Source organism: Sorangium sp. So ce834, assembly GCF_051521425.1.
Taxonomy (GTDB): Bacteria; Myxococcota_A; Polyangia; order Polyangiales; family Polyangiaceae; genus Sorangium; species Sorangium cellulosum_D.
In genome coordinates, this window is sequence record NZ_CP150351.1 from 8,662,008 (window position 1) to 8,685,391 (window position 23,384).

The 23,384-nt window shown below is 71.2% G+C and carries 17 protein-coding genes; 9 read left to right on the top strand and 8 right to left on the bottom strand.

The annotated features are described in order from the left end of the window. Positions 1-87: 87 nt before the first annotated feature. Genes thiS through miaB form a run of 3 tightly spaced genes read right to left on the bottom strand, consistent with a single transcriptional unit; the run spans position 88 to position 2,370 of the window. Positions 88-288, bottom strand: a complete 201-nt coding sequence (thiS, locus tag WMF20_RS31520) for a sulfur carrier protein ThiS (RefSeq protein ID WP_129577874.1) — start codon at positions 286-288, stop codon at positions 88-90. Further along, positions 285-887 carry a gamma carbonic anhydrase family protein gene (locus WMF20_RS31525; protein WP_129577875.1) on the bottom strand — a complete coding sequence of 201 codons (603 nt, stop codon included), beginning with the start codon at positions 885-887 and terminating at the stop codon, positions 285-287. Before WMF20_RS31525 ends, thiS begins: the two co-directional genes overlap by 4 nt. A 1-nt stretch (position 888) precedes the next feature. Beyond that, positions 889-2,370: a tRNA (N6-isopentenyl adenosine(37)-C2)-methylthiotransferase MiaB gene (miaB, locus tag WMF20_RS31530; RefSeq protein ID WP_437605575.1), complete on the bottom strand. Its 1,482-nt coding sequence runs from the start codon at positions 2,368-2,370 to the stop codon at positions 889-891. 288 nt (positions 2,371-2,658) lie between these two features. Here miaB and WMF20_RS31535 point away from each other — a divergent pair, with 288 nt between their 5' ends. The 3 genes from WMF20_RS31535 (at position 2,659) to WMF20_RS31545 (ending at position 6,211) form a co-directional block, all read left to right on the top strand. Next, complete coding sequence (locus WMF20_RS31535) at positions 2,659-4,494, top strand: AMP-dependent synthetase/ligase (RefSeq protein ID WP_437605576.1); 1,836 nt, start codon at positions 2,659-2,661, stop codon at positions 4,492-4,494. Between the two features lie 157 nt (positions 4,495-4,651). Next, on the top strand, positions 4,652-5,614 hold the full coding sequence (gene pip, locus WMF20_RS31540; RefSeq protein ID WP_437605577.1) for a prolyl aminopeptidase: 963 nt from the start codon (positions 4,652-4,654) through the stop codon (positions 5,612-5,614). Between the two features lie 27 nt (positions 5,615-5,641). Beyond that, positions 5,642-6,211, top strand: coding sequence for a hypothetical protein (locus WMF20_RS31545; RefSeq protein WP_437605578.1), 570 nt, complete (start codon positions 5,642-5,644; stop codon positions 6,209-6,211). A gap of 64 nt (positions 6,212-6,275) precedes the next feature. Here WMF20_RS31545 and WMF20_RS31550 read toward each other — a convergent pair whose 3' ends face one another. From WMF20_RS31550 to WMF20_RS31560, 3 genes are all read right to left on the bottom strand, one after another. Beyond that, positions 6,276-7,304, bottom strand: coding sequence for a pyridoxal-phosphate dependent enzyme (locus tag WMF20_RS31550; RefSeq protein ID WP_437605579.1), 1,029 nt, complete (start codon positions 7,302-7,304; stop codon positions 6,276-6,278). Beyond that, positions 7,301-7,471, bottom strand: coding sequence for a hypothetical protein (locus WMF20_RS31555; RefSeq protein WP_437605580.1), 171 nt, complete (start codon positions 7,469-7,471; stop codon positions 7,301-7,303). The genes WMF20_RS31550 and WMF20_RS31555 overlap by 4 nt, the downstream gene beginning before the upstream one ends. Before the next feature lie 466 nt (positions 7,472-7,937). After that, on the bottom strand, positions 7,938-8,894 hold the full coding sequence (locus tag WMF20_RS31560; protein WP_437605581.1) for a LysR family transcriptional regulator: 957 nt from the start codon (positions 8,892-8,894) through the stop codon (positions 7,938-7,940). A 226-nt stretch (positions 8,895-9,120) separates the two neighbouring features. On the opposite strand from WMF20_RS31560, the gene WMF20_RS31565 reads away from it, so the two are divergent. Both WMF20_RS31565 and WMF20_RS31570 read left to right on the top strand, forming a co-directional pair. Further along, positions 9,121-9,813: an O-methyltransferase gene (locus WMF20_RS31565; protein WP_437617191.1), complete on the top strand. Its 693-nt coding sequence runs from the start codon at positions 9,121-9,123 to the stop codon at positions 9,811-9,813. Positions 9,814-10,559: 746 nt separating this feature from the next. Further along, the gene (locus tag WMF20_RS31570) at positions 10,560-11,060 is read left to right on the top strand and encodes a host attachment protein (RefSeq protein ID WP_129577883.1); all 501 of its coding nucleotides are present in this window, start codon (positions 10,560-10,562) and stop codon (positions 11,058-11,060) included. A gap of 123 nt (positions 11,061-11,183) precedes the next feature. Here the strand turns inward: WMF20_RS31570 and WMF20_RS31575 are convergent, their stop codons facing one another. Both WMF20_RS31575 and WMF20_RS31580 read right to left on the bottom strand, forming a co-directional pair. Continuing rightward, positions 11,184-12,668 carry an OmpP1/FadL family transporter gene (locus WMF20_RS31575; protein ID WP_437605582.1) on the bottom strand — a complete coding sequence of 495 codons (1,485 nt, stop codon included), beginning with the start codon at positions 12,666-12,668 and terminating at the stop codon, positions 11,184-11,186. Next, the gene (locus tag WMF20_RS31580) at positions 12,665-16,516 is read right to left on the bottom strand and encodes a hypothetical protein (protein ID WP_437605583.1); all 3,852 of its coding nucleotides are present in this window, start codon (positions 16,514-16,516) and stop codon (positions 12,665-12,667) included. Before WMF20_RS31580 ends, WMF20_RS31575 begins: the two co-directional genes overlap by 4 nt. Before the next feature lie 264 nt (positions 16,517-16,780). Between WMF20_RS31580 and glmU the strand changes: the two genes are divergently transcribed. The 4 genes from glmU (at position 16,781) to WMF20_RS31600 (ending at position 23,380) form a co-directional block, all read left to right on the top strand. Beyond that, a complete protein-coding gene (gene glmU, locus WMF20_RS31585) occupies positions 16,781-18,142 on the top strand; it encodes a bifunctional UDP-N-acetylglucosamine diphosphorylase/glucosamine-1-phosphate N-acetyltransferase GlmU (RefSeq protein ID WP_437605584.1) in 1,362 nt (453 codons plus the stop codon). 322 nt (positions 18,143-18,464) lie between these two features. Further along, positions 18,465-21,380, top strand: a complete 2,916-nt coding sequence (locus tag WMF20_RS31590; protein WP_437605585.1) for a monovalent cation/H+ antiporter subunit A — start codon at positions 18,465-18,467, stop codon at positions 21,378-21,380. Beyond that, positions 21,381-21,725: a Na+/H+ antiporter subunit C gene (locus tag WMF20_RS31595; protein WP_437605586.1), complete on the top strand. Its 345-nt coding sequence runs from the start codon at positions 21,381-21,383 to the stop codon at positions 21,723-21,725. After that, entirely contained in the window at positions 21,722-23,380 is a 1,659-nt protein-coding gene (locus WMF20_RS31600; protein ID WP_437605587.1) for a monovalent cation/H+ antiporter subunit D, read from the top strand. The genes WMF20_RS31595 and WMF20_RS31600 overlap by 4 nt, the downstream gene beginning before the upstream one ends. The last annotated feature ends 4 nt before the right edge of the window (positions 23,381-23,384 follow it).

The window sequence follows — 23,384 nt, forward strand, 5'->3', positions numbered from 1 at the left end:
GATCGCGGACGAACTGGAAGATCGCTAGACCGCGAGGTGCGCGGCCGCGAGGCGCGCGGCCGCGAGGCGCGCGGCCGCGAGGCGGGCTCAGCCGCCGCCGACGAAGTGCACGATCTCGATCACGTCGCCCTCGGCGAGCTCGGCCGCCGTGTGCTCGGCCCGCGGCACCACCTGGCCGTTGCGCTCCACCGCCACGGGCCCCTCGGTCAGCCCGAGCAGCTCGACGAGCCTCCGCACCGTGACCGCCGACGGCACCTCGCGCGCTTCCCCGTTCACCGTGATGTTCATGGCCTCTTCACCTCGTCCATCGCCCCTCCATCGCGCCTCGCCGCGGCGGCCCCCGGCTCGCCGGCCGCGGGCGCCGCCGCGGCGAGCGCCGCCCGGAAGCGCCGCGCGTTCTCCACATAGCTCGCGGCGCCCAGCCTGCCGAGCTCGGCCTGATCCGGCCGCACCTCCCCCATCACCTGCGCCGGGTTGCCGCGCACCAGCGACCGCGGCGGGATCACCTTCCCGGGCGGCACCACCGCGCCCGCGGCGATCACCGAGCCCTCGCCGACCACCACGTTGTCGAGCACGATGCTCCCCATCCCGATCAGGCACCCGTCCCCGACGCGGCAGCCGTGCAGGATCGCGCCGTGGCCGATGGTCACGTCGGCGCCGACGATCGTCTCCGAGACGCCGCTCGTCAGGTGCAGGCACGCGAGGTCCTGCACGTTGGTCCGCGGGCCGACGCGGATCGCGCCGATGTCCCCGCGCAGCACCGCGCCGAACCACACGCTCGCCTCGTCGCCGAGCTCCACGTCGCCGATCACCGTCGCGTTCGGCGCGAGGAACACGTCGCGCCCGAGCCGCGGCGACGCCCCGCCGAAGTCGAGGACGAGCGCCACGTCAGCCCCCCTCGGCGGCGACCACCGGCAGCGAGCGCCGGGCCGGCCGCGGCTCCGCGACGCCCCGCTGCCGCGGGCGGGCCGCGGCGCGCGCCGCCTCCGTGAGCTCGGCCTGCAGCGAGTGCTTGTTCGCCCGCGCGATCGAGACCTCGACGACCTCGCCGAGCAGATCGAGCTCCGCCGCGCCCTCGATGTGCGCGATCTCGTGGCGCCCCGTCCGGCCCGACCAGAGCGCGCCGCCCTGGCCGCCGTGCCCGCGCTCCTTGTCGCGCCCCTCGACGAGCACCTCCTGCGTCGTCCCCACGAGGCCGGACAGGTGGGCGGCGAGCAGCGCCTCGCTCTCCTCGAACAGGCGGGAGAGCCGCTCGCCCTTCACGGCCTCGGGTACGTCGTCCGGCAGCTTCAGCGCGGGCGTGTGCGGGCGGCGCGAGTACTTGAACCCGAACAGCCCCTTGAACCCCACCTCGCGCACGAGCGACAGCGTCGCCGCGAAGTCGTCCTCCGTCTCGCCCGGGAAGCCGACGATGATGTCGGTCGAGAGCGTCAGCCCCGGGACCGCCTCCACGAGCGCCCGCGTCCGCGCGACGTACTCGGCGCGCGTGTAGCGGCGGATCATCCGCCGGAGGACCCGATCGCTGCCCGACTGCACCGGCAGGTGCACGTGGCGCGGCAGCACGGCGAGCTCGGCGTGGGCGAGGAGGAGCGAGGGCGTGAGGTGCCGCGGGTGCGGGCTCGTGTAGCGCAGCCGCGCGAGGCCCGGGACGTCGGCCGCGACGCGCCGGAGCAGCGCCGCGAACTCGCTCTCGTCCGGGTCGTCCGCGCTCGCGCCGGGGGCCCGCGGCAGCGCGCCGAGCGGGTCGCGGTAGCTGTTCACGGTCTGGCCGAGCAGGGTGACCTCGCGCGTCCCCGCGGCCACGAGCGCGGCGATCTCGGCGACGATCTCGTCGCTCGGCCGGTAGCGCTCCGGCCCGCGGGTGTGCGGGACGATGCAGAACGAGCACCGCTCGTCGCAGCCCTTCATGATGGTCACGAACGCCGTCGGCGCGGCGCGCGACGCGGGCGGCGGCGACGCCACGAGGAACCGGGGCGCGTCGAGGTCGAACACCGTGCGCGCGACCGGCAGGCCGCCGAGCGCGAGGTCGCCGAGCAGGCCCGGCAGCTCCGGGATGTTGTCCGGCCCGACCACGACGTCGATCGTCCGCATCTGCTTGAGGAGGCGCTCCCCCTCCTGCTGCGCCACGCACCCGGCGACGACGACCACCCGACCCTCGCCCTCGCGCTTCCAGCGCGCGAGCCGCCCCACCTCGCTCCGCAGCTTCTGCTCGGCCTTCTCGCGCACGCTGCAGGTGTTCAGCACGAGCACGTCGGCCTCGTCCGGACCGCCGGCCTCGGTGTAGCCGGCGCGGCGGAGCACGTCGTGCATCCGCTCGGAGTCGTGCACGTTCATCTGGCAGCCGAACGTCGTGATCGAATACCGGGGCATTGAAGCGATGCACCCTCTAACAGAAGGGACCCGAGGCCGCCACCTCGCGCGCCCGGCGCCCGCTCCCGCCTCCCGCGGCGCGCCCACCCAACCCGCGCGGCGCGCTCACCCCACCCAACCCGCGCGCGGGCCCATCCCGCGCGGCGCGACGCGGCCGGGATCCGCGGACGGATGCGGACGGGCGGGACAGATCCGGCGCTGGCCCGGGGAACGCCGGCGCCGCGCGCCGCAAAAGGACGCAGAGCCGGCCGGAGCATCATGGTAAAAATCGCCCTGGGAGGAGACCCGATGGCGAAACTGGAAAACCTGGTAGAACTGCTCGATCGCTCGCTGAAGCAGCATGGGCCCCGGCCGCTCTTCGGCACGAAGACCGATGGCCGCTGGGACTGGATCACCTATGCGGAGTTCGGGCAGCTCGTCGCCAGGTTTCGCGGCGGCCTGGCGTCGCTCGGCGTCCAGCCGGGCGATCGGGTGGCCCTCATCTCCAACAACCGTGTGGAGTGGGCGGTCTCGGCCTATGCCTGCTTCAGCATGGGCGTCGCGGTCGTGCCGATGTACGAGGCGCAGCTGCCGGGCGAGTGGGCGTTCATCATCAACGACTGCGAGGCCGTCGCCGCGATCGTCGCCACGCCGCAGATCTACGGCAAATGCAGGGACCTCGCCGAGAAGGCGCCCTCGCTGAAGCACGTCGTCTGTCTGTTCGAGCCCGCGGGGCCGGCGGACGGCGTCCCCGGCGCGCGGACCACCTCGTACAAGGAGCTGCTCGCCGCGGGCGAGGAGAGCCCGGCGCCCGCCATCCAGCCGACGTCGAAGGACACGGCGTGCCTCATCTACACCTCGGGCACGACCGGCAATCCCAAGGGGGTGATCCTCTCGCACGGCAACATCGCCTCCAACGTCTGCGCCGTGCTGGATCTCATCCCGTTCGGCAGCGGCGACCGGAGCCTGTCGTTCCTCCCGTGGGCCCACTCGTTCGGCCACACCGGCGAGCTCCACGTGATGATCACGGTCGGCGCGTCGATGGCGCTGAGCGAGTCGGTCGACAAGATCGTCGCGAACCTCGCCGAGGTGCACCCCTCCGTGCTGATGAGCGTCCCGCGGATCTTCAACCGCATCTACGAGGGGGTGCAGAAGCAGATGACCGAGAAGCCCGCGGTCATCCAGCGCCTGTTCCGCGCCGGGCTGCGCGCCGCGACGAAGCAGAACAAGGGTGAGCCGCTCCACCTCGTCGAGCGGCTCACGCTGGCCGTGGCGGACCGGGTCATCTTCTCGAAGATCCGCGCCAAGTTCGGCGGCAAGCTGAGGTACGCGATCAGCGGCGGGGCGGCGCTCTCGTACCAGGTGGCCGAGTTCGTCGACGCGCTCGGCATCACCATCTACGAGGGCTACGGCCTCACCGAGACGTCGCCCGTCGCCACCGTGAACTTCCCGGGGGCCCGCCGCCTCGGCAGCGTGGGCAAGGCGATCCCGGGGGTGCGGGTCGTCATCGACAAGTCGGAGACGCACGATCCGAAGCAGGGCGAGATCGTCATTTACGGCCCCAACGTCATGATGGGCTACTACAAGCGCGACGAGGAGAACAAGGCCGTCTTCACCGAGGACGGCGGCTTTCGCACAGGCGATCTGGGCTACCTCGACGAGGACGGCTATCTCTATGTCACGGGCCGCATCAAGGAGCAGTACAAGCTCGAGAACGGCAAGTACGTCGCGCCCGCCCCGCTCGAGGAGAAGCTCAAGCTGTCTCCGCTGATCAACAGCGCGATGATCTACGGGGACAACCGCCCCTTCAACGTGGCGCTGATCGTGCCCGAGATGACGGCGCTCACCGAGTGGGCGCGGGGCCAGGGGCTCACGTTCGAGTCGCCCGACACGATGCTGAAGCACCCGCGGGTGGTCGCGCACGTCCAGGAGGAGGTCGACCGGTTCGCCGCGGATTTCAAGTCCTTCGAGAAGATCAAGAAGATCGCCCTCGCGGCGGAGGACTTCACGGCCGACAACGGGATGCTCACGCCGACCCTGAAGCTGAAGCGGCGCGTGGCGCTCCAGAAGTACGGGCCCGCGCTCGAGGCGCTCTACGGCGGCGCGTCGAAGCCCGAGCGGCGCGAGGCCGCGCCGGCCGGCTGAGCGGCCGCCGCCCCCGGGCCGGCGCGCCCGCCGTCCCCCGCTGTTCTTCGCTGTTCCCGCCGTTTCCCGTCCACGCCCTCTCCCCTCCCGGCGCGCCTTGGCGTAGGCTGACGCGCGCTGGCGCGGGCAGGACGCCGGGGCAACGGACGGGAGCGGCATGATGACGACAGGCATCCAGAGGCGAACGCTGTATCCCGAGATCGAGCCGTACCGCGCCGGCAGGCTCCGCGTCTCCGATCTTCACGAGATCTATTTCGAGGAGTCCGGCAATCCGCGCGGCAAGCCGGTGATCTTCGTGCACGGCGGCCCTGGGGGCGGCACCGAGCCGAAGCAGCGGCGCTTCTTCGACCCGGCCGCCTACCGGATCGTGCTCTTCGACCAGCGGGGCTGCGGCAGGAGCACGCCGTACGCGAGCCTGGAGGAGAACACCACCTGGCACCTCGTCGCGGACATGGAGGCGCTCCGCGAGCACCTCGGGATCGAGCGCTGGCTCGTGTTCGGCGGCTCGTGGGGGAGCACGCTGTCGCTGGCCTACGCCGAGAGGCACCCGGAGCGGGTGACGGAGCTCGTGCTGCGCGGCATCTTCCTGCTGCGGAAGCAGGAGCTCGACTGGTTCTATCAGCGCGGCGCGAGCGCCATCTTCCCCGACGCGTGGGAGGAGTACCTCGCGTTCATCCCCGAGGCCGAGCGGGGCGATCTGCTCACGGCCTACCACCGACGGCTCACGAGCCCCGATCCCCAGCTGCGGCAGCAGGCGGCGCGGGCGTGGAGCGTGTGGGAGGGGCGGACGAGCTGCCTGTACACGAACCAGGAGCTCGTCACGAAGACGTCAGGAGAGGAGTTCGCCCTCGCGTTCGCCCGGATCGAGTGCCACTATTTCATGAACAAGGGGTTCTTCACGTCGGAGGCGCAGCTGCTCGACGACGTCCACCGGATCCGCCATATCCCCACGGTCATCGTGCAAGGCCGCTACGATATCGTCTGTCCGCCGGAGAGCGCGTGGGCGCTGCACCGCGCGTTCCCGGAGGCCGATCTGCGCCTCGTGGCGGACGCGGGGCACTCGGCGATGGAGCCCGGCATCCTGCACGAGCTCATCGAGGCGACCGACCGGTTCCGCTGACGCGCGCGCGTGCGGTACGCTCGCGGCATGAGCACCGGAGCGCCCTTCCTGCGGGCCGCCTTCGTCCGTGTCCCCGGCCAGCGCGATCGCATCTACGTGCATCGCCGCGACGGGACGGAGACCTCCTGGGTGTTTCCGACCTACGGGGATCACCTGCCCCACGACCTCATCCACCTCGTGGTGGAGTCGGCGTTCGGCCTGCGACACGGATTCTGGGGCCGGGTCGACGCGGGCATGGATCCGGCGCGCATCAACGCCGAGGCGAACCGCGCCGGCGGGGCCGACAAGTACCGCGGCTTCGGCGAGGACCAGCGGGAGCTGCTCTTCGCCGAGGCGCTCGCCAACGCCGGCTGGTACGATCCTCTCGTGTCGAACGAGGCGCGGCGCGCCTCCATGCTCGAGGGCGCTGCCGGGGCGGGCATCGCGCCGCCGGTCGCGATCACCGAAGGGCGGGTGGCCTCGACGCACGCCGCGCTCGAGCAGCTCCGCGGACGGTGGCGCGCCTTTGGCGCGCTGCCGAAGGGGACGTTGGAGCTCCGCTTCTTCCCGGACGATCCCGAGCGCGGCTTCGCCGAGCTGCTCGCCGCGCTGCGGTAGGCCGCGCCCGCTCTCGCCGGCGTGATTGCGTAGTGCCAGCGTCCGGGAGGAGGGCCAATCTGGGTTATTCTTGGTAGTTTTGCAGCGGTTGTTTGGCTGCTTCGAGCTCGGGCTTCCCCAGCGCCGCACGCTCCGCGCCTGACGGCAGAGTCGTGCCGGCGGGTCGAGCGCGAGCGGCGTCGCCGGCGAGCACCGCCAGGGTCGCGAGATCGATGTTGCCGCCGGACACGACCGCGATCTTCCTCCGCCCTTTCACGCGACCGAGCGCGGCGCACGCGAGCGCGCCCGCGCCCTCCGCGACGACACGGTCGAACGCGGCGAGCTCGACGACGACGTCGCGGAGCTCGGACTCCGGCACGGTCACGACGTCGTCGAGCACCTCGGCGCAGATCCGCCGCGTCAGCTCGCCGGCCGCGCGCACGCGCACACCGTCCGCGATCGTCGCGGGCACGTTCGCGAGCTCCGGGCGGCCGTCGAGCGCGCGGGCCATGGCGTCGACGCCTTCGACCTGCACGCCGACGACGCGAACGCCTCGCTCGCGCATCGCGAGGCCGACGCCGGAGGCGAGGCCGCCGCCGCCGATCGGCACGAGCACGACGTCGGGCGACGCCTCGAGCTCCCAGCCGACGGTCCCCTGGCCCGCGATCACGTCAGGGTCGTCGAACGCTGGGAGGAACCGCCAGTCGTGGCGCGCCGCGAGCGCCCGCGCGTGCTCGAGCGCGTCCTCGTACGAATCGCCGGAGCGGATCACGCTCGCGCCGAGCATCTCGGCGCCGAGGACCTTCGTGCGCGGCGCGGTGACCGGCACGACGGCATGCGCCTCGAGCCCGAGGCGACGCGCGGCCCATGCCATGCCGCGGGCATGATTGCCGGCGGACGCGGCGACGACAGGCCGCCGATCGCCGCCAGCGAGCGCGACGAGCATGGCGTTGAGCGCGCCGCGGACCTTGTACGAGCCCGTGACCTGAAGGGCCTCGAGCTTCAGCCAGCCGTCGAAGCGCTCCGAGCGCACGAGCGGCGTCGGCGCGAGCAGCGGACGGAGGCGGGCTGCTGCTGCGGCGACGTCCGTGATGCACGGCATCCGCGGGGTCATGGCCGCACCTCCGCGCGCCGCACGTCGTGCAGCTTCGCGAGCCGCCGCGCGAGCGCGCCTGTCGCGCGAGCGCCCTCGACGCGCGCGCGCACCGCCAGGACGCCGGGCTGGACCCCCGGCGCTGCGACGATGTCGGCCGCGCGCGGCAGCCCTGCTCCTCGGAGCATCGCGCGTGCAGGCGCGCGGCCCGTTCCACGTTGGATTCGATCGCTGTTCATGGGGCCTCGGACGGAGGCCCCGACGACGGCTACGAAGGCGGAGACTGGATACGAAAAAGCCCCGCTCCCTCGTGCCGAGGTGCGGGGCCTGTTCGCTGGTTGCTATCACTCAGGAACGGGCTCGCACCTCGCATCGAATGGGCATCGAAATGGCGATGGCGAGCGCCGCGACGTCTGCGCACACAGCAGCCTGCACGAACGCCGTTCGTGCGAAGAGGCTGCGCGTGCTCGAGGACGTCATCGCCGCACAGCATGCACCACGCGCGAGGCGGCTGTCAACCGTCGTCCGTCGTGAGGCCTCGAAGCGACGGCGATCGCTCGACGACCTGGCGGCGGGCGCGGGCTCCACCCGTCGATGAACGCGCTCAGCATGGCGCCCGGGGGCCCTCCATCTTGCTGGCGCTGCTCACCGCACCTACCCGCGTCGCGGCCGCCGCTGGCGCTCGCGCTCATGCCTGCGCAGCCCCACCTCCCGATCGCGAGGAGCGGCGCCGGATTCACGCACCAAGTCGATGAGCGGCCTCAGCAGGAGAGACTGCGCGTCGGGCCGCCACATCGCGATGTCGCGAATCTCCAAACCGAGATCGCTGACCGGCCTCCAGACCGCGGTGCCGACCGCGAGGAAACGAGCCGCGGGTTCCGCGCCGAAGGTCAATCCGTAGCCGCTCGCCACGAGCGTCAACAGGGCTTCTCCGTCGAGGATCTCCGAAGCCACGTGCAGGGTCACGCCGCGCGCGCGAACGGCGGCGATGATGTCGTCATACAAGCGAGGGTTGCTCTTCCGCGGATCCATCAGCATGGGCTCGGTCGCCAAGTCCTTGACGTTGATCGTGGATGCGGTCGCCAGAGGGTGCTGCTTCGGCACGACGATCCCCAGGCGATGCCGGGAGAGCACGACGCTCTCGAGCGACGAGTCATCAGGAACGTAGTTCCCGTAGCCGAGCGAGATCTGCCCCGCGCGCAAGGCGTCCCACTGCTGGGCGCTGCTCATGGGCACGAGCTCCACATTCACTCGAGGCGCCAGCTTCCGAAACCGCGTGAGGATCGTCGACAGCGGGCCTACATACCCAGAGCCGCTTTCGAAGCCGATCGTGACGGTTCCGATCTGGCCTTCGGCCGTCTCCCTCACCTCTTTCGCCGCAGCGTCCACGTCGGAGAGGATCGCCTTCGCTCTGTCCAGGAGCAGCCGCCCGGCGGGCGTGAGCTTCACGCCGCGCCCCGATGGCTCGAAGAGCTCCGCGCCGATCTCCTCTTCGAGCTGCTGCATCTGACGGCTCAACGGCGACTGTGATACGTGCAGCTTCTCTGCCGCGCGCCTGAAGCTCTCCTCCTCGGCGATGGCGATGAAGTAGCGCAGGTGGCGGAGTTCCATCGGCTTGCTCCTCGATCCCAGGGCGGGCCGCAGCCCTTCATCGATGCTCAGCAGGTCTCAGACCGAGCCCAATATTGTCTTGGACGACTCGGTTGTCAAACGGTACCCATCGGGCATGGGCATGAGGGTCGCGAAGGGCGTCCCGGCAGACGCCGTCCCGCAGCTTCGCGCTCCCCCTTCGGCCCGCGCGGCTCGCTCGGCATTCAGAGGGAAAGGAATCGTCGATATGAATTCAATCAGCAACGGCCAGGTCGCAGAGGTCCTCGAGCGTCTTCATCAGGAAGCGGAGGCGGCCGACGCGCCGCTCGCCGCCATCGCCGTGAGCGAGGCGGCCACCCGAGAAGAGATGATCACCCAAGTCGTCAAGGACGAAGCCGACGATCTGAAAGGCACGTATCACGGGTTCGCGGAGAATTTCCTCAATGTCTCCCCGGAGCTTGGACGTTTCCTCTATATGTGCGCCCGCGCCTGCAAGGCCAAGCGCATCGTGGAGTTCGGGTCCTCGATGGGGATCTCCACGATCTATCTGGCCGCCGCGCTGCGCGACATGGGCGGCGGCCGCGTGATCGGGACCGACCTCGTGCCCAGCAAAGTCGAGCGGGCGCGGGCGAACGTCGCCGCCGCCGGGCTGTCCGAGATCGTCGAGCTCCGGGTCGGCGATGCTCGAGAGACCCTCAAGTCTGGTGTCGCCGGCGACATCGACATGGTGTTGCTCGACGGCGCCTTCACCCTTTATCTCGACGTCCTCAGGCTGCTCGAGCCGCATCTGAGGCCTGGCGCGATCATCATCGGCGAGAACGCGTTCGAGCAGGCCTCGGGCTACATCGACTACGTGCGCAACCCGCAGAACGGCTATCTCTCCCAGTCGCTCCCGTTCGAGGCGGGGCGCGGCAACGAGCTCACGATCAAGACGAGCTGAGCACCCTGGCTCGAGGCACGCTGACCCCGGTGATGTTGGGGCGACCTCTGCCCAGCCCCAGGGTTACTCGCACCTCGCAGGTCGATGACCGAGCGCGACGCGTCATCGGCCCGCTGCGCTGCCAGCGGCCGGCGGTGCCCGGGCCGCGGCAGATCCAAGGGCGTAGCGAACCGCGCCGACCTGGCTCGCCCTCGCGGATCTCCGCATCTGTCCTGCCCGCGCGCCCCGTCAACCCCTGCTCGCCCCTCCGGTGCTGGCGCCAGACCGAGCAGCCCCGCCGGAGATTGCTGGTGCGCGGAGCTGCGGCGGCGAAGCGGACGCCGGGGTGCGGAGCAGGACGGAGCCCCAAGCAACCAAGGCTGAGGCCGCTCGCGCGAAGCCGCCGCGAAGCCGCCGAAGTCCGACCATCCCCGGACGGACTTCGGGCGGGCGGAGCGGGTCGGGGCCGCGGCCGGCGCGCAGCGTGAGGGCGAGCACCGCTGTCGCGCGAGAACCCGAGCCGCCTGCTGCGACCTCGGCTCGTACACCGAACACCGTATTTCGCGCTCAACGACCTCCTGAGCCGCTCTCGCCCTCTCCCGTTCTCCTCGAATTCGCGCACAGGAAGGTGGATGAGCCTGCTCGATCCGGTGCCCTCGCGTGCAATCCGGTCGAATCTCGTCGGTTTGGGCTCTCCGGCCGCTTGCGATGGAGGGGGTCGGTCTTTAACGTAACCCAAGGGAAGCGTTGATTCCCTGTGGAGGCTTATGGCAAGCAAGGCAGCACGGAAGACGTGGATCCTGGTCTCCGACGCAAGCCGTGCCCAGCTCTATCGTGAAGAGCCTGCGGGCAAGGGCTTTACCCTGCTCGAGTCCTACAGTCATGACGAGAGCCGGGCGCGCGTGCGGGATCTGATGGCCGACGCGCACGGGCGGAAGCCGAACGGCACCCCGGGCGGGAACGGCAACATCAGCGGCGGCGGGGGCGGCACGTACCTCGGCCGGCCCGGCGCGGCGCCCGACACCGATCCCAAGGAGGTCGAGAAGCAGAAGTTCGCCCAGGAGCTCGCGGAGGTGCTGGAGAAGGGTCTCAACGAGCACGCCTACGACTCGCTGGTGCTCATCGCGCCGCCGCACTTCCTCGGCCTGCTGCGCAGCACGGTGAGCAAGCAGGTCAGCAACCACATCGAGACGAGCGTGGACAAGGACCTGAGCTGGCTGGACGAGCCCCGGCTCACGGAGCGCCTGCGCGAGCTGCGGGCCGTCTAGCGCCGCCGCCCGCGCTCGCGCAAGCAGATCTGGCCTTCAGGCCGCCGTCCCCGCGGCGGCCTGAAGGCGACGCCGGGCCCGCGCGACGCGTGGAGATCCGCTGAGCGCGCAGCGCTCGCCGCCTCATCGCGCCTTCGGCTCGCCCGCCGCGTCCTCGAACGTGTACGCCACCCCGAGCCCGACCACGTTCGCGCGGACGCTATACACGCCGCCGTTGATCATGTTCGGGTTCTCCGGCGGATTGCCCTGCACCGGGCTCATCTGCGGGAGCCGCGCCTCCCTCGGATCGACCCGCACGTCCGCGGCGAAGACGTGCGCGTAGGTCGCGTCGAGGCGCCATCGACCGAGGTGCACGCCCAGGCCGAGCGCCGTCGTCACCTTCGTCGCGTCGATCGTGAGGACCGACACGTACTCGGGCGGGACCGCGCTCTGCTCGAGGCTCACGCCGGCGCGCAGCGCCCACCGCTTGCCGGCGGCCTCGAACGCGTACTCGCCCCCGAGCCTCGCCGAGAGCGACGCCTCGAACCGCCGCGGGAGCACGACCGGAGGCACGCGGAACTCCTCGGGAAAGCCGGCGACGTTCCGGAGCACCACCCCGTCGGGCTCGACGACGACCTCGTCGTGCATGCCCCACCCCTCGACGCCGACCCCGAGCTCCACGCGCAGGTCGGTAACGGGCCGCGCCTCCACGCCGGCGCGGAGGATCCAGGGCAGATCGAACGAGACGTCGGCGTCCTCGCCCTCCTGGACGGCGCGCTCGAAGACGGGCGCCGCGGGGAGCCGCGCCCTGAAGGTGGCGGGCGCGCGCACCCAGGCGGGCAGCTGGAAGGCCAGGCCGATGCGCCACGCCGGGGTCGGGATGAAGAGCGCCCCGAGCTGGCCCGTCGGCGCCACGATCGGGCCGACGGTGAGCTCGGACTGGATGTCCCACTCCGGATCCTCGGGCGCGCAGAACATCCGCTCCGGGACGCACCCGGAGACGATCACGCGGCTGTTGAACGTGCCGACCACCGCGCCGATCCCCGCGCCGAGGCGCCACCTGGGCGACGGCGCGTACGCCGCGCCGACCCCGACGAACGCGAGCGCCGAGCCCTCGAGGGTGAGCAGCGCGTACCGCTGCGGCGCCGGCGCGCCCTTCACCTGCTCCGGATAGCTGGATAGGGCCGCGTACGGCGTCCACACGCCGCCCCAGACGACCCACCGCGGATCGACCCGGAACGACGCGCCGAGCGTGGGGATCGGCAGCACCGGCGCGCTGCCGGTCACGGGCTCCATCGTCTGCACGAAGCTCGCGCCCGTCGGCTCGCCGGTGTTCGGGTCGACCTGCCGCACGATCGCCTGGCGCGTGTGCTCGCTGCGCCACTCGAAGAGCCCGGCGTCGATCAGGATCTGCGTGCCGGCCTCGAAGACGCCCGCGGGGTTGTAGGCGATCGCCCCGAGATCGTCGCCGCCGGCGATGTACGCGCCGCCGCGGGACAGCGGGCGGACGCCGCGATCGGTGAAGTACAGCCCGGCCGCGCCGGCGTCCCCCGGGAGCAGCGCGAGCGCTCCGGCGGCGGACGCCGCGGCGAGCGCGGCGCGGATCGGGGTCTCGTGCGCGCGGCTCACTCGACGGGCCGCTTCCGGAGGATGGCGTAGATCTGCTCGAGCCCGCGGGTCTCGTCGGTGAGGAAGTCCCGGAGCGAGACAAGGACCTGCCGGTAATCCTCCGCCGCCAAGGGTTCGCCGCTCGCGGCCTCCACGCGGTGCACGTCCGCGAACGCGTCGACGAACACCTCGAGCGGGGCGCGGCCGTCGTCCTTCATCGGCGTCACGAGCGCGGGGAGGACGTGATCCATCGCGTGGTACCGGTCGTACCGGTCGTCGTTGAGCGCCTTGAGCGCCGTGAGCCCCGCGTCGGCCGCGCCCGGGCCGCCGCGATCGCCCTCCGGGGTCAGCGCGGTCGACGCGGCCTTCAGGACCGGGACCAGGGTATCCTCGTCGCCGAGCAGCTGCAGGACGTCGGCCAGCGCCGCCAGCAGCGCGCGGGGCGGGGCGTCGCCGGCGCCGGGGTCGAGCAGGTAGGTGAGGAACCGCTCGAGCTCCCGCCGCGCCGGCTCGTGGGCGCGGATCGCCTCCGACACGTCGACCGCGGCGGCGAACAGCGGGTGGCTCACGAGATCGCTCACCTTCGCGCCGAGCTCCTCCTTGGCCCAGGCGCACCGCCCCGTCCTCTCGCGATCGGGGCAGCGCGCGTTCAGCTGCTCGCGGAGGACGCGCAGGGCGACGGCGCCCATCCTCGGGAGCGCGCGGTTCTTGAACCGGGTCTCCGGCCCTGACCCCTCGACGGCGAGGAGCGCGTCGACGAGCTCGCTCGTGGCCCGCTTCCACTGGCCCTTCCGCGCCGCGGCGTCGGGCGCGGCGCTCTGCGCGAAGCGGGCGTCGATGCCGTTCAGCGCGTCGGCGAGCAGGGTGAACCCGGTGAGCTGATCCTGAGTCCGGCCGTCGGCCCACGTCGCGCGCTTCTTTCCCCAGCGGTCGACCATCCCCACGTTGGCCGCGTAGCGGGTGCTGAAGAAGATCCGCGCGAGCTTCTCGATCGCCTGCGCCTTCGTCCAGGTCTGCGGGGGACTGGCCGCGGCCCCGGGGCCGCGCTGCACCGTCACCGGGGCCGACCGGTCGGCCAGCGTCCGGGCGAACGCCACCGACGACGCCAGGACGTCGTCGGCCTGGAGCGCGTCGGCCATGAGCGGCTCGTACGTGTTGGCCCCCGCCTCCGAGCAGTACGCGGTGTTGGTGGCCGGCGAGCCGGCCTTGATGCACTCCGGCCCGTGCTCCTTGCCCGGCCAGTGCCGGTACGCCGTGCTGAAGAGCTCGATCAGGATCTCCTCCCCGGTGCTGTCCGGGGCGACCTCGGCGAACGCCGCCACGATGGGGCTCAGGTAAGCGCCGAGCCCGAGCCGCTCGATGAGGAAGGTCGTCCCCGGGTGGCGGATCCGGATCAGGTTCTCCGGGGAGCTGCACTCGTTCACGCCCAGCTCGTTCTTCGGGCAGTGAATGGTGCCGGCCGGCTCGAGCGTCCCCGAGATGAAATCGTTCGTCGTCTCGTTGGTCAGCTCGCGCAGCGGGTCGAGATCGACGAGGTTCGGGAACTCGTCCGAATCGGCCCCGAAGTAGATGAGCCGGCTGAGCGCGGCCGGCGTGGGGTGGCTCGTCAAGCCGTCGATGCCGCTGGAGAACTCGAGCACCGAATCGGGAATGACGGCCGAGAGGACCGAGGGCTTGATCTTGAGCTCTGCCTTCTTGGCGTGCCCCTCGGGGAGGAGGGAGTCGAGGTAGAAGGCCGCCAGGTTGTCGATCTGGAACAGCTCGCACGGCGCGTCGCACCCGGGGCAGGACACCGAGACGCCGAACACGCTCAGCTCCGTGTCCCTCTTGTTGCACTGCCTCACCCCGGCGGTGTCGTGCATGAGGTGCATCAGCCGCTCCATGGCCGAGCGGTTGTCGCCGACCTTCGGCTTCGTCGGGTCCACCGGCGTCTTCGGATCGGACGTCGACGGCGCCCCGACCGTGAGGTTGATCGCCTGGCCGTTCAGGTCCTCCGGGTCGTACGCGTACTGATCGCGGTACCTGAGCATCGCCGCGATCGCGTCGCCCGCGTGCTTCGCCCTGCCGTGCGGGGCGAGGAGCGCGTCGCTCGCGAGCGCCTCGACGAGGCGCTCCACGAGCCCCGGCTGCTCGACGGCCCGGTCGAGCACCGCCGCCACCTCGTCCCAGAGCGGCGCCTCGCCGTCGATCCGCGCCGCCGCCTCCTTGCCCTCGGCGGCCAGCCGGTCGTGCTGGCGGGCGAGGTCGCGGATGCGCAGCGCCGCGCCCATCATGCGGGCGAGCTCCGCCTCGTGGTTCTCGAGCAGATCGATCAGCGTGAGGAGGAAGACGTCCGAGTCCTTGTCGGCGACCACCTGGCCGACCGCGTGCGCGAGGTCGGCGAGCGGCGAATCCTCGCCGCGGAAGCGGCGGTACGACAGGCGGCCATCGCGCTCCTCGCACGTCGGGTCCGCCGGCAAGACCGTGTCGGTCCGGAAGTCGTAGCAGGCCTCCTCGCGGTCACCGAAGAGCAGGGTCGAGCCGGCGAGGGCGTACATGAGCCCTTCGTGCTCGGTCTTCCACGGCTCGGGGTCGCCCTTGCCCGCGTACCGGGTCCCGTCGACGAGCGGCACGATCGCGCGCAGCGCAGCGCCGAGGAGCGTCCTTTCGGTGTCGACGTAGGCGTAGAGCTCCGGCGAGAGGCGCCCGAAGTCGTCCCGCGGCGGCGAGGTGACGCCGGGGATGGCGAACGGCGGGTCGATCGCGAGCGGCTCGCCGCGCTCGTCGACGAACCTGCCGGAGGCGTCGACGTCGGCGAGCCCGTCCCCGTCGGCGTCGACGAACGGCGCGGGGACCCCGCCGCCCTGGGGGAGGACCCACCCGCGGCGGTCGCGGCGGGCGACGAAGCTCGACGGCGGCGAGGCGAACGCGTCGTCCTCGGCGAGCAGCGCCGCCTGCGCGAGCTCCAGGAGCGTGCGCGGGCGGTTCGGCTGGGCGGTGGGCGCGTCGACCGAGAGCGGCGCCCGCTCCTCCGGCGAGAGCGCGGCCAGCTCGCGCTTGCCGGCCGCGAAGAGCGCCTGGAGCGCGGGCGCCCCCGGGCCGCCGGGGCCGATCGCGTCGAGCGCCGCCACGGTCATCGGGCGCAGGCCCGGGTACGCGAGCGCCGCGCGCATCGCGCCGAGCCCCACGTCCGCCGCGCGATACCCCTGGCGCCCCCAGATCCTGGAGAGCGCACAGGGGATCGCGCCCCCCTCCCCCTCCGCTCCCCGGTCGCAGTCGATCGGCGCCCGCTCTCGCCGCGCCTTCTCCTCCCCCTCGAGCCGAGCCGCGCTCGCCTCGCTGCCGTGGATGAGCGCGTCGAGGAGCCGCCCCATCCCCTGCGTCGACGCCGGCAGGACGGCCCTGGCCTCCGGGCTCGGATCGAACGGGTTCGCCTCGTAGAGCGGCGCGATCGTCTGCGACAGGCTCAGGAAGGCGTCGTGCAGCCGGATCTTGCCGCCCCCCTCGCCGGCCGCGACGTTGTCGATCTCGACGTCCGGGACCGCGGCGTTGACGGCGCGCACGAGGTCCTTGCGCCACCGGGCCATGGCCTCGACCTTGGCCACGCCGAGCCTGCGCGCCCGCTCCGCCCGCTCGCCGGAGACGGGCGGCAGCAGCGAGACGTCGACCTCGTCCAGGTAAACGCCCGCGCTGTCGTAATGGCAGACGCGCTGGTACGAGGCGCCCGTGTGGTCCTCGTAGAGGCTCGACGCCCCAACGCGGTCGCAGAGCACGCCGAAGACGTCGTCGCCCAGCGTCGCCTTGGGGGGCGCCCTCCGCGCCGTGTCGAGCGGCTCGTGACAGGAAGCGGCCACCGCGCCGGACGCGACGAGCGAAGCCAGCCGAAGCACACCAGCGGCCGAGGAACGCAGCGTACGCGTGCGCATGAGGAAACCTCCCCGAGACGCCGCGAGGGTAGACGATTCCGCTGAAGGGGCGTAGGGCTTCCTGCCCGCGCGGGTGAGGGCGGTGAGGACATAGTGCGCGTTTTCCAGGCTCGCCGCGCGGCGATGGGGACGGCGGCGGGGCGGAGGGTGATAGGCTGCGTGGCGATGGCGACCGCCCAACCCACCCCGCTCACCGCTGTCGTTCTCGCTGCCGGACAAGGGACTCGGATGAAGAGCGCCCGACCGAAGGTGCTCCACGAGCTCTGCGGCCGGCCGATGATCCACTACGTCGTCGACGCGGCCCTCGCCGCCGGCGCCTCGGACGTCGTGGTCGTCGTCGGCCACGGCCGCGACGAGGTCTCCGCGTATCTGGACAGGGCGTTCGGCGCCCAGGGAAAGAACGTCCGCACCGCGCTCCAGCCCCAGCAGCGCGGCACCGGCGACGCGGTGCGATGCGCCATGCCGCACCTCCAGGCGACCGCCGAGGCGGTCCTGATCCTGTGCGGCGACACGCCGCTGCTCGATCCGGAGCAGCTCGCGCAGCTCCGCGGGGCGCTCGACGGCGCGGGCGACGCGCCGATGGCGATGCTCACCGCGCAGGTCGCCGATCCGACGGGCTACGGCCGGATCCTGCGCGACGGCGCGGGGCGCGTGGTCGGCATCCGCGAGCACAAGGACGCGAGCCCGGAGGAGCGCGCGATCACCGAGGTCAACCCCGGCGTGTACCTCGCCCGCGGCCCCTTCCTCGAGCGCGCGCTCGCGGGGCTCACGACCGACAACGCGCAGGGCGAGCTCTACCTGACCGACATCGTCGCGCAGGCGGCGAAGGCCGGCGGCGCCGCGGTGGTCGTGGCGAGGGACGTCGGCTCGCTCGTGGGCATCAACGACCGCGCGCAGCTCGCCGCCGCCGAGGAGGTGCTCTACGGCCGCATCGCCGACGGGCTGCGCCGGAGCGGCGTCACGATCCGGACGAGCGCCCGCGTCGACGCCGGCGTGGTCGTCGAGCCGGACGCGGTGATCGAGCACGCGGCGGTGCTGCGGGGAAAGACGCGGATCGGCGCGGGCGCGCGCGTCGACGTGGGCTCGGTGCTCACGGACGTCGTCGTCGAGGCGGGCGCCTCGGTGAAGCCGTACACGGTCGCGTCGCAGTCGTCGATCGGCGCCGGCGCGCAGATCGGGCCGTTCTCGCACCTCCGCCCGGACAGCCAGATCGAGGCCGACGCGCACATCGGCAACTTCGTCGAGACCAAGAAGACGGTGGTCCGCAAGGGCGCGAAGGCGAACCACCTCGCCTACCTCGGCGACGGCGACATCGGCGAGGGCGCGAACGTCGGCGCCGGGACGATCTTCTGCAACTACGACGGCTTCCGGAAGCACCGGACCGAGATCGGCCCCGGCGCGTTCATCGGCAGCGACTCGCAGATCGTCGCGCCGGTGAAGATCGGCGCGGGCGCCTACGTGGCGACGGGCACCACCGTGACCCGCGACGTGCCCGAGGACGCGCTGGCGATCGGCCGGGTGAAGCAGGAGAACAAGGAGGGCTACGCCGGGAAGCTGAAGGCGCGGCTGAAGGACGCGGCGAAGAAGTAGCGGGCGCGGCGGCGCGGCCTCCGGCCCTGGGCCGACGAGGTCGCACCGTAACTTGAGAACCGCGGGATATCCTGTTCGAGCTCACAGTCTCTTCCGCTTGATGGCTTTTGTCGGCGATCGGGGCTCCTCTCGTCACGACCCCTCTTCGCAGCGCTTCCCTCTCGAGTGCATCGGCGTTCACGGACGGGTCGTACTGTGCGTTTCCCCGTTCGCGCGCATCGCGGCGGCGGCTTCGCGACTACGAGCTTTCTTGTGCCTGGCTGCCCCCCCTTCCCACCCTTTTGGCTGAAACCGGCGGGGTCAGCAAGTACACTCGCGCGCCATGCCTGTGGTCGCCCTGCTCCTCTTGCCATTTCTCGGAAGCGTGCTCACCGCGCTCCTGCCGACGCGGGCGCGGTCCGAGCTTGCGGCTTGTGCAGGGCTCGTGTCGGCCGGCGCGGCGGCCTGGGTCATCAGCCTGTTCCCGCGGGTGCGTGACGGGGGAGTGATCCGCGAGACGATCTCGTGGGTGCCTTCGCTCGGCCTCGATCTGGTCCTTCGGATCGACGGGTTCGCGTGGATGTTCGCCGTGCTCATCACCGTCATCGGCGCCCTCGTCTGTCTGTACGCGCGCTATTACATGTCCCCCGAGGATCCGGTGGCGCGCCTATACGCGCTCTTCCTCGCGTTCATGGGCGCAATGCTGGGCGTCGTCGTCTCGGGCAACCTCGTTCAGCTCGTCGTCTTCTGGGAGCTCACGAGCCTCGTTTCGTTCCTGCTCATCGGCTACTGGCATCACCGGGTGGACGCGCAGCGGGGCGCGCGCATGGCGCTCACCGTGACCGGCGCGGGCGGGCTCGCGCTCCTCGGAGGCGTGATCATCCTCGGCCACATCGTCGGCAGCTATGAGCTCGATGTGGCCCTCGCCTCGGGCGACCGCGTGCGGGCACACCCGCTTTACCCAGTCGCGCTCGTCCTCATCTTGCTTGGTGCGCTCACCAAGAGCGCTCAATTCCCGTTTCACTTCTGGTTGCCGCGGGCGATGGCCGCGCCGACGCCGGTGTCTGCCTACCTGCACTCGGCGACCATGGTGAAGGCGGGCGTATTCCTGCTCGCGCGGCTCTGGCCGGTGCTATCGGGGACCGAGCTGTGGTTCTGGATCGTCAGCGGCGCGGGCGTGACGACGCTCCTGCTCGGCGCGTACATCGCCATGTTCCAGAACGATCTGAAGCGCGTGCTCGCTTACTCGACCGTCAGCCACCTCGGCCTCATCACGCTCCTCTTCGGGCTCAACAGCCCGCTCGCCGCCGTCGCCGGCGTGTTCCACATCATGAACCACGCGACGTTCAAGGCCTCGCTGTTCATGGCTGCGGGCGTCGTCGACCACGAGACCGGGACGCGCGACATCCGTCGCTTGAACGGCCTGATTCGTTCCATGCCTCGCACCGGCACGCTGGCGCTCGTGGCGAGCGCAGCGATGGCCGGCGTGCCGCTGCTCAACGGCTTCCTGTCGAAGGAGATGTTCTTCGCCGAGACGATGTTCTTGTCCGCGCACCCCTCGGTGGAGGTGGGGCTCCCAGCGCTGGCGACGATCGCGGCGATCTTCGCGGTCGTGTACTCGCTGCGCTTCGGCTACGACATCTTCTTCGGCCCGCCGTCGACCGATCTTCCTCGGCAGCCGGAGGAAGCCCCGCGGTGGATGCGGACACCGATCGAGCTCCTGGTGCTCAGCTGCCTCATCGTCGGCGTCGCGCCGACGATCTCCATCGGGCCATCGCTCGCAGCGGCAGCCCGCCCCGTGGTCGGTGGGACGCTCCCCGACTACAGCCTCGCCATCTGGCACGGCTTCAACCCGCCTTTCGTCATGAGCCTCGTCGCCATCTCAGGCGGCGTCGTTGGGTACCTCTGGTTGCGCAAGCATCAGGAGCAGGGGCGACTGCAGGATACGCCCCTCGTCGGACGGCTCAACGGAAGGCGGCTGTTCGAGGGCGCGCTGCTCGGGCTCACGCGCCTCTCGCGAAGGGTGCTTCGGCTCGTCGGGACTCGACGCCTTCAGACGCAGATGTTCGCGATCGTCGCGGTAGCGCTCCTCCTCGCGCTCCTCGCGGGGCGTGGCGTCCCGTTGGAGTGGGGCGACCGGGACAGGCTCCCCGCGTCGCCTGCGTTCGTGCTCTTGTGGGTCATCGGGGCGGTCTGCGCGGTCGGCGCTGCGGTGATGGCGAAGTTCCACAGGCTGATCGCGATCACATTGATGGGCGGCGCGGGCCTCGTCACCTGCCTGACGTTCATGTGGTTCTCGGCGCCCGATCTCGCCCTCACGCAGATCGTCGTGGAGATCATCACCACCATCCTGTTTCTGCTCGGGCTGCGCTGGTTGCCGATGCGCATCGAGGGAATTTCCAGTCCAGTCACGGCCCGCGACAGGGTGCGGCGCGCGCGCGATCTGCTGCTCGCGATCGGCGCCGGCAGCGGCCTCGCCGCGCTCTCCTATGCCATGCTGACCCGGCCGGCGCCGCACAGCATCTCACCGTTCTTCCTCAGCCGCGCGCTGCCGGAAGGAGGAGGCGCCAACGTCGTCAACGTCATGCTTGTCGACTTTCGCGCCTTCGACACGCTCGGCGAGATCACGGTCCTCGGTGCGGTCGCGCTCACGGTCTACGCCCTCCTGCGCCGCTTTCGACCGCCCCCGGAGAGCATCGAGCAGCCCCAGCAGCAGAGAGCTTTGCCGGCCGACGTCGTCACCGACCTCGTGAAGCCGCGCACGGCCGAGGCCGCCGCGCGCGGGTACATGATGGTGCCGGCGGTCATCGCGCGCCTGCTCCTGCCGGTCTCCGTCCTCGTCGCAGCGCACTTCCTTCTTCGTGGGCACAACGAGCCGGGCGGCGGCTTCGTGGCCGGCCTCGTCGTCGCGATCGCGATGCTCATGCAGTACATGGTCTCGGGGGCGCTCTGGCTGGAGGCGCGCGCGCGCCTCCGTCCGGTGCGCTGGATCGCCGCTGGACTGCTGCTCGGGGCGACCACGGGCCTTGGCGCGCTCGCCGTCGGCTATCCCTTTCTCACGACGCACACCGCGCATGTCAGGCTGCCGCTGATCGGCGAAGCACACCTGCCGAGCGCCACCTTCTTCGACCTCGGCGTGTTCGCGGTCGTCGTGGGAGCGACGCTCCTCACCCTCACGGCGCTCGCTCACCAGTCGCTGCGTGCACACCGGCGACCAACGCAGAGTCCGGCGTCGTCGACGAGCGAGGGCACGAGCTAGATGGAAGCCCTACTCGCGCTCGTTATCGGCGTGCTCGGCGGGTCCGGGACCTGGCTCGTGCTGCGTCCCCGGACCTTCCAGGTGATCATGGGGCTCACGTTGCTCTCTTACGCGGTGAACCTCTTCATCTTCAGCATGGGGAGCATCTTCATCGACAAGCCACCGCTCGTGCGATCCGGCGTGCCTGCCGATCTCCAGCACTACACGGATCCGATGCCGCAGTCCCTCGTGCTCACGGCCATCGTGATCGGCTTCGCGACCACGGCGCTCTTCCTCGTCGTGCTCCTCGCCTCGCGCGGCTTCAGCGGCACCGACCACGTGGATGGAACGAGGGAGGAGCCATGACCGAGCGCTTCCCGCACATCATCGTCGCGCCCGTCGTGCTGCCGCTGATGACGGCGGCCCTGTTGCTCCTGCTTGGTGGAAAGCGCAAGCGCGCCAAGTCGATCGTCAATATCGGCGCGGCCTTCGCAGGCCTCCTCGTGGCGCTGGAGATCATGCGCGGCGCCGACGCTGGCGGTTCGTCCGGCGCCGTTGGTGTGTATCTCATGTCGAACTGGGAGGCGCCTTTCGGGATCGTGCTCGTCGCGGACCGGCTCTCTGCGCTCATGCTGGTTCTGGTTGGTGTGGTGAGCCTCTGCGCTGCCCTGTACGCGGAAGCCGCGTGGGGTCGCGCGGGCGCGTACTTCCATGCGCTCTTCCAGATTCAATTGATGGGGCTCAACGGCGCCTTCCTCACGGGAGACCTCTTCAACCTCTTCGTGTTCTTCGAGGTGATGCTCGCGGCGTCGTATGGCCTGCATCTCCATGGATCCGGGTGGCCGCGGGTGCGCTCGGGGCTCCACTACATCGCGGTGAACCTGCTCGCGTCGTCGCTCTTCCTCGTTGGCCTCGCAGTGCTCTACGGCGTCATGGGCACGCTCTCCATGGCCGACATCGCCGAGAAGCTCGCGCTCGTCCCGGCGCGCGATCGCGGGCTCTTGCACGCAGGCGCGGCGGTCCTCGCCGTGGCGTTCCTCATCAAGGCGGCGATCTGGCCCCTCAACGCCTGGCTGGTGCCGGCCTACTCGGCCACGAGCGCGCCTGTCGCCGCGCTCTTCGCGCTGATGACCAAGGTGGGCATCTACGCGCTCGTGCGCTTGTGGACGCTGCTCTTCTCCGCGGGCGCTTCGGCGCAGTTCGGGGGGACAGTCCTGCTCTACGCAGGGCTCGCGACCATCGCCTTCGGCGCGATCGGCCTCATGGCCTCCATGTCCCTCGGGCGCGTCGCGGGCTTCTCGGTGATCGTGTCGTCGGGGACGCTCCTCGCGTCGCTCGGGACGGGGACCCCCGCGGTGACGTCGGCGGCGCTGTTCTACATGCTGAGCGCCACGTTGGCGGTGAGCGCGCTCTTCCTCCTCGTCGAGTTGGTGGAGCGCATCGGCTCCGATGGACAGCGGCGGGTGCCGGACCTCGACGTGGAGCCGGGCGAGGACACCAACCTCGATGACGAGGAGGCGCCGCTCGTCGCCCGAGCGTTTCCGGTGTCCATCGCGTTGCTCGGCCTGGCGTTCATGGTCTGTGCGCTGCTCGTCGCAGGGCTGCCGCCGCTCTCGGGCTTCGTCGCGAAGACCTCGTTGCTGACCGCCCTCCTGTCGCCCCGAGGGGGCGGCCACGCGAGCACCAGCGCCCCCGTCCCGCCCGCCGCGTGGATCCTCTTTGGGCTGCTGCTCCTCTCGGGGCTCGCGGCCACCATCTCCCTCGCGAGAGCGGGCATTCGACACTTTTGGTCGTCGGGTGGCCGGCTTCCGCCCCGCTTGAAGGTCGTCGAGGCTGCCTCCGTCCTCGGCCTCATCCTCTGCTGCATCTTGCTCACGCTGTGCGCTGAGCCGGTCATGCGCACCACGAGCGCGACAGCCGCGGGACTGCACTCGCCGGAGGCGTACATCGAGGCCGTCTTGTCGATGAGGCCTCGTCCGGGCCCGACGCGTCCCGTGATCGAAGAGGAGGGGGCACCGTGACCTT

Excerpts from the sequence above, each read along its gene's own strand:
- thiS (WP_129577874.1), bottom strand. The coding sequence starts at position 288 with ATGAACATCACGGTGAACGGGGAAGCGCGCGAGGTGCCGTCGGCGGTC.
- miaB (WP_437605575.1), bottom strand. The coding sequence starts at position 2,370 with ATGCCCCGGTATTCGATCACGACGTTCGGCTGCCAGATGAACGTGCAC.
- WMF20_RS31535 (WP_437605576.1), top strand. The coding sequence starts at position 2,659 with ATGGCGAAACTGGAAAACCTGGTAGAACTGCTCGATCGCTCGCTGAAG.
- pip (WP_437605577.1), top strand. The coding sequence starts at position 4,652 with ATGATGACGACAGGCATCCAGAGGCGAACGCTGTATCCCGAGATCGAG.
- WMF20_RS31545 (WP_437605578.1), top strand. The coding sequence starts at position 5,642 with ATGAGCACCGGAGCGCCCTTCCTGCGGGCCGCCTTCGTCCGTGTCCCC.
- WMF20_RS31550 (WP_437605579.1), bottom strand. The coding sequence starts at position 7,304 with ATGACCCCGCGGATGCCGTGCATCACGGACGTCGCCGCAGCAGCAGCC.
- WMF20_RS31555 (WP_437605580.1), bottom strand. The coding sequence starts at position 7,471 with ATGCTCCGAGGAGCAGGGCTGCCGCGCGCGGCCGACATCGTCGCAGCG.
- WMF20_RS31560 (WP_437605581.1), bottom strand. The coding sequence starts at position 8,894 with ATGGAACTCCGCCACCTGCGCTACTTCATCGCCATCGCCGAGGAGGAG.
- WMF20_RS31565 (WP_437617191.1), top strand. The coding sequence starts at position 9,121 with ATGAATTCAATCAGCAACGGCCAGGTCGCAGAGGTCCTCGAGCGTCTT.
- WMF20_RS31570 (WP_129577883.1), top strand. The coding sequence starts at position 10,560 with ATGGCAAGCAAGGCAGCACGGAAGACGTGGATCCTGGTCTCCGACGCA.
- glmU (WP_437605584.1), top strand. The coding sequence starts at position 16,781 with ATGAAGAGCGCCCGACCGAAGGTGCTCCACGAGCTCTGCGGCCGGCCG.
- WMF20_RS31590 (WP_437605585.1), top strand. The coding sequence starts at position 18,465 with ATGCCTGTGGTCGCCCTGCTCCTCTTGCCATTTCTCGGAAGCGTGCTC.
- WMF20_RS31595 (WP_437605586.1), top strand. The coding sequence starts at position 21,381 with ATGGAAGCCCTACTCGCGCTCGTTATCGGCGTGCTCGGCGGGTCCGGG.
- WMF20_RS31600 (WP_437605587.1), top strand. The coding sequence starts at position 21,722 with ATGACCGAGCGCTTCCCGCACATCATCGTCGCGCCCGTCGTGCTGCCG.